Genomic DNA, 4,399 nt, shown 5'->3' with positions numbered 1-4,399 from the left:
TCTTCGCCTATCAAACCTTCAAGTAAGCCGCCGTTACCCAGTAAACTATTTACCAATCCTGCAAGCAGCCCTTCTTCATCCAATAGACCATTCAACAAGTCGGTATCTTCAAGCACGCCACCCAAGGGACCATCCGTTCCCAGGAGATTAGCCAGCAATCCTTCTTCGCCCAGCAACCCTTCCAACAGATCATTAACTTGGCTGTCATTGAGTGACAAATCACCAATCAGATTGGTTAGCAGGCCGCCTTCGCCAACAAGGCTTTCCAGTAGCGATCCAAGAGGGCCTTCAGCCCCAAGCAACTTATCTGCAAGCTGTCCACCAGCCCCTTCAGTCCCCAGAAGCTGCGTTAAAACTCCTTCAGCCCCTACTAGCGAGCCTAGAAGTTGGTCAACGCCCCCCCCTTCATTTAGAAGGTCTGGGAACAGTTCATCGTCAAGCAGTTGACCCAGATTTAGACCAAGGCTCTCAGTCAAATCAGTTAAGGAGGTTTCTAATTCGTCAATAACGCCACCCAGCACACCTTGAGAGCCCACAAGGGCAGTGAGCAATCCCGCTTCATCCAACAAGCCTTCCATTGCTCCATTCTTTAACAGGCCGCCGAGTACACCGCCTTCGCTGCCAAAGAGGCCAGAAAGCAGACCATCTAAGATCCCTTGATCATTTAACAATGCGCTTAAAAGATTATTAAGATCGCTTCCGTCGGCCAGGAGCCCACCTACCAACCCATCATCAGCAAGTAACAATCCGACGAGCCCATTTTCAACAAGCAGGTTACCAATAGTGCCATTTTCAGCTAGCAAGCCGCCTATTAAGCCCTGTTCGGCTAGCGTTCCACCAATCAGACTGCCATCGCCCAATATCGTCTCTAGGAGGCTATCAAGCTGACCACTCTCTCCTAGCAAATTCTCAAGCGTTGTCCCTAACCCCAGGCCAACCAGCAGACCGCCCAGCAAACCGTCCTGCAACAGGGTAATTACGCCATCCGTTATAAAATCAACCTGCAGGTCTAATGCATCTAAAACATCTTGGGTTAGCGCTTCTCCAATCAACGGGCCAAGGACATTACCTAAACTATCGGTTGCCCCAGCAAACAAATTATCAAATTCATCAAGACCATTAGGGTCGTCAGGGTCAAATTCGAAGCCTAGTAGTGGCCCGAGCGCGTCATTAAGACTCGAAGTCAAGGCGTCGGTATCTATAACCAAATCGCTTAATACGCCCTCGTCCAAGTTTAGGAGTCCTTCAAGACCAGGCAGCAGGGCGCCTAGCAATACCTGAGATGGATCTAGCAAACCATCTCCGCCATCCAAATCACTATCAATAATGACGGCGCCCAGCGAGCCAAGATCACTGGTATTACCGGCCGCATCCGTCTGGCGCGCGATTACATCGCCGTCGGCATAGGTGCCGTCGGGGAGCTCAAAGCTCTCGCCGACACCCTCGATCCAGGTATCGCCACCATCGAGGGAGTACTCCCAGGTGGCGTCGGGTTCGAGGTTGCCTACGTTGACCGTGCCATCGCTGGTAATACCGTCGCTATCATCTGCGCCAGTGTCGTTGTCCAGCACCAATGTCGGTGCTTCGGGAGCAGCACTGTCGATGATGACAGCGCCCAGTGATCCGTTGCCGCTGGTATTACCGGCCGCATCCGTCTGGCGCGCGATTACATCACCCGCCGCATAGTCGCCATCGGGAAGCTCAAAACTCTCGCCGACACCCTCGATCCAGGTATCGCCTCCGTCAAGGGAGTATTCCCACGTGGCATCGGGTTCGAGGTTACCCACATTGACCGTGCCATCGCTGGTAATACCGTCGTTATCATCTGCGCCGGTGTCGTTGTCCAGCGTCAGGCTCGGTGTCGCCGGAGCAATAGCATTGCCGATCAATAGAGAAGGATCAGATTCATTTCCCGCCGCGTCGATAGCGACCACGTCATAGGCATCACCTTCGACCAGCGGCGTGTCGGTGGTCAGGGTGTAGTCACCGTTTTCGTCGGTAAGGCCGCTGCCCACCACCTCGCCATCCGCATCACGCACTTCTACCGTGCTGTCCGGCTCAGCGGTACCCACTACCGCGGTCCCGGTCGGCTCACCGTTGTCGCCGATGACATCGGTGACGGTGTCAATCACCGGCGCATCCGGGGCAGCACTATCAATAATGACGGCACCCAGCGAGCCAAGGTCACTGGTATTACCGGCCGCATCCGTCTGACGCGCGATCACATCGCCGTCCGCATAGGTGCCGTCGGGGAGCTCAAAACTCTCGCCGACACCCTCGACCCAGGTATCGCCACCATCGAGGGAGTACTCCCAGGTGGCGTCGGGTTCGAGGTTGCCTACGTTGACCGTGCCATCGCTGGTAATACCGTCGTTATCATCTGCACCAGTATCATTTGCTAATGCGAGCGCAGGAGCTATCGGAGCAGTAACATCTCCATCCGCATCCGCGTCTGCATCAGCGTCACCGTCCGCATCTCCATCGGCGTCTGCATCCGCATCGCCATCAGCGTCTGCGTCTGCATCTGCATCTGCATCTGCGTCACCGTCCGCATCGCCATCTGCATCTGCATCCGCGTCACCGTCCGCATCTGCATCTGCATCCGCGTCACCGTCCGCATCGCCATCTGCATCTGCATCCGCGTCACCGTCCGCATCGCCATCTGCATCTGCATCCGCGTCACCGTCCGCATCGCCATCTGCATCTGCATCTGCATCTGCATCCGCGTCACCGTCCGCATCGCCATCTGCATCTGCATCCGCGTCACCATCGGCATCTGCGTCGCCATCATCGGGGTCCATTGGGTCACCGGCGTCGGGTTCATCACCATCGTCGATGCTATCACCAGCGCCAGGCTCTTCGTTATCAGGAGGATTAGAATCGGAACTAGAAGAGTCGCTGGCTGCAATAGCTGCACCCAATACGCCTAAGCCACCTAGAGCAAAGACCCATGGCGAAACATCGCCAGCAGCCACTAATCCTTCTTCATTAATTTCGGCAAAGGCAAAATGCGACCAAGGTGATTGATACTGTCCTAACCAGAGTACTCCGTTGGAATCCTCTAATATCAATTCACTACGTACGTCATCAGTGACAACAAAGAAATCAGCAATAACAATCTGCTCACCTGACTTGAGTACAATAACCAGATTCATACCCGACTGGTTAAATGACGCAATTTCCTCAGGACCAACCGATATTTTTACAGCGCTGGGAGATTGCAGCGCTATAACGTCATTTGCTTGTTGTTGAGTGACGTTGCCATTAGCTTTTTCTGTGATAACTATCGCTTGGTTAGCCATGTTTCACCTTTTCGTTTCTATGTACGGTCCCGGGAGCCACAAATAGCCTGCGAGCTTGGACAGTTTTCAACTAGCGACACCACGTCGTTAAGGCTTTATTAAAAGCATTAGCGATATGAATCCGATCTTTTAAAATTATTTTTTCGCCAAATGTTTACGCTTTAAAATCATCAAAAGCTCATGCTATTAAACTTGATATCCAGAGCGGATTATCAGCAAATAAAAAGAAACACTTCCAACACGCTGGCTTTAATTCTTTTAACTCTAAGATCTTTCTTTCAAGACAATGTTGACTCGACGATTTTCCGCTAAACATGAAATTAACTGCGGTCTTGGCATATTGTCAGCACAGGACACGACTGGCTCGTTTTCGCCACGACCTTCATAAGTAATCCATTGCTGAGAGATGCCCCCTTCTATTAAAGCTATCGATACAGCACGAGCGCGCTGCTCAGACAGGGACAAGTTATAATCCTCATCACCAAGACGATCGGTATAGCCAATCACGTTAACTGAAGGATTATTGAAATTTTGACGAACTTCAGAAGAGAGTTGGCGTATGGCGCTTACACCGCCGGGAGAAATATCTGCACTATCAAAACCAAATAGTAGGTCTGCGGATAGAGAAAGCACTTCCGGTTTGACGAGGGCTGAATACCTGGCAGCACATTGAGGCCTTCGCCACTCAAGACTGCTAACGATTTGATTTTAAAAAGAAACTCTATACTAACAAACTAAGTAGTCGTTAGTTTCCAGAGGCAAGTTGATATTATAAAACCAATTATCATCCTGTACGCTGGAGGTAGAATCATTAGGGTTTCCAAGCAATCTTACAGTTTGCTCTTTAGAAATCCTGCCTACTCCACTTTGTACTTGAGAAATATTTGGGATGGGTAAAAATAATCCATTACGGATATAACCCGGCCTTATATCAGTAACTTCTAGGCTTACATCAGTAAAGTTTTGAGCATTCGCATCGGCTACTATTCCGATAAATGCTGCTGCCAATATAATTGGCTTTGCCCACTTGATCATAACGCCCCCTTTCTCTCAAAGAATAACGCAATAAAATAAAGGCTTAACTCCACAGCGCCTAG

The 4,399-nt window shown here is 50.9% G+C and carries 3 protein-coding genes; all 3 read right to left on the bottom strand.

The window, feature by feature from the left end; all coding sequences use genetic code 11:
* A partial coding sequence (locus tag ACT3XD_RS19300; protein WP_444280684.1) for a BapA/Bap/LapF family prefix-like domain-containing protein occupies nt 1-3,302 on the bottom strand: 3,302 nt, incomplete at its 3' end.
* Between the two features lie 264 nt (nt 3,303-3,566).
* Complete coding sequence (locus ACT3XD_RS19295) at nt 3,567-3,935, bottom strand: OmpA family protein (protein ID WP_192539939.1); 369 nt, start codon at nt 3,933-3,935, stop codon at nt 3,567-3,569.
* Between the two features lie 93 nt (nt 3,936-4,028).
* Entirely contained in the window at nt 4,029-4,337 is a 309-nt protein-coding gene (locus tag ACT3XD_RS19290) for a hypothetical protein (protein ID WP_192539940.1), read from the bottom strand.
* Nucleotides 4,338-4,399: the final 62 nt, after the last annotated feature.

Source organism: Halomonas sp. AOP7-B1-5 (genome assembly GCF_052353045.1).
In the GTDB taxonomy this organism is placed as follows: domain Bacteria; phylum Pseudomonadota; class Gammaproteobacteria; order Pseudomonadales; family Halomonadaceae; genus Vreelandella; species Vreelandella colorata.
Note: the sequence above shows the minus strand (reverse complement) of the source record. Positions and strands in the feature narration are given on the sequence as shown.

Coding starts and splice junctions, on each gene's coding strand:
- ACT3XD_RS19290 (WP_192539940.1), bottom strand. CDS start 4,337: ATGATCAAGTGGGCAAAGCCAATTATATTGGCAGCAGCATTTATCGGA.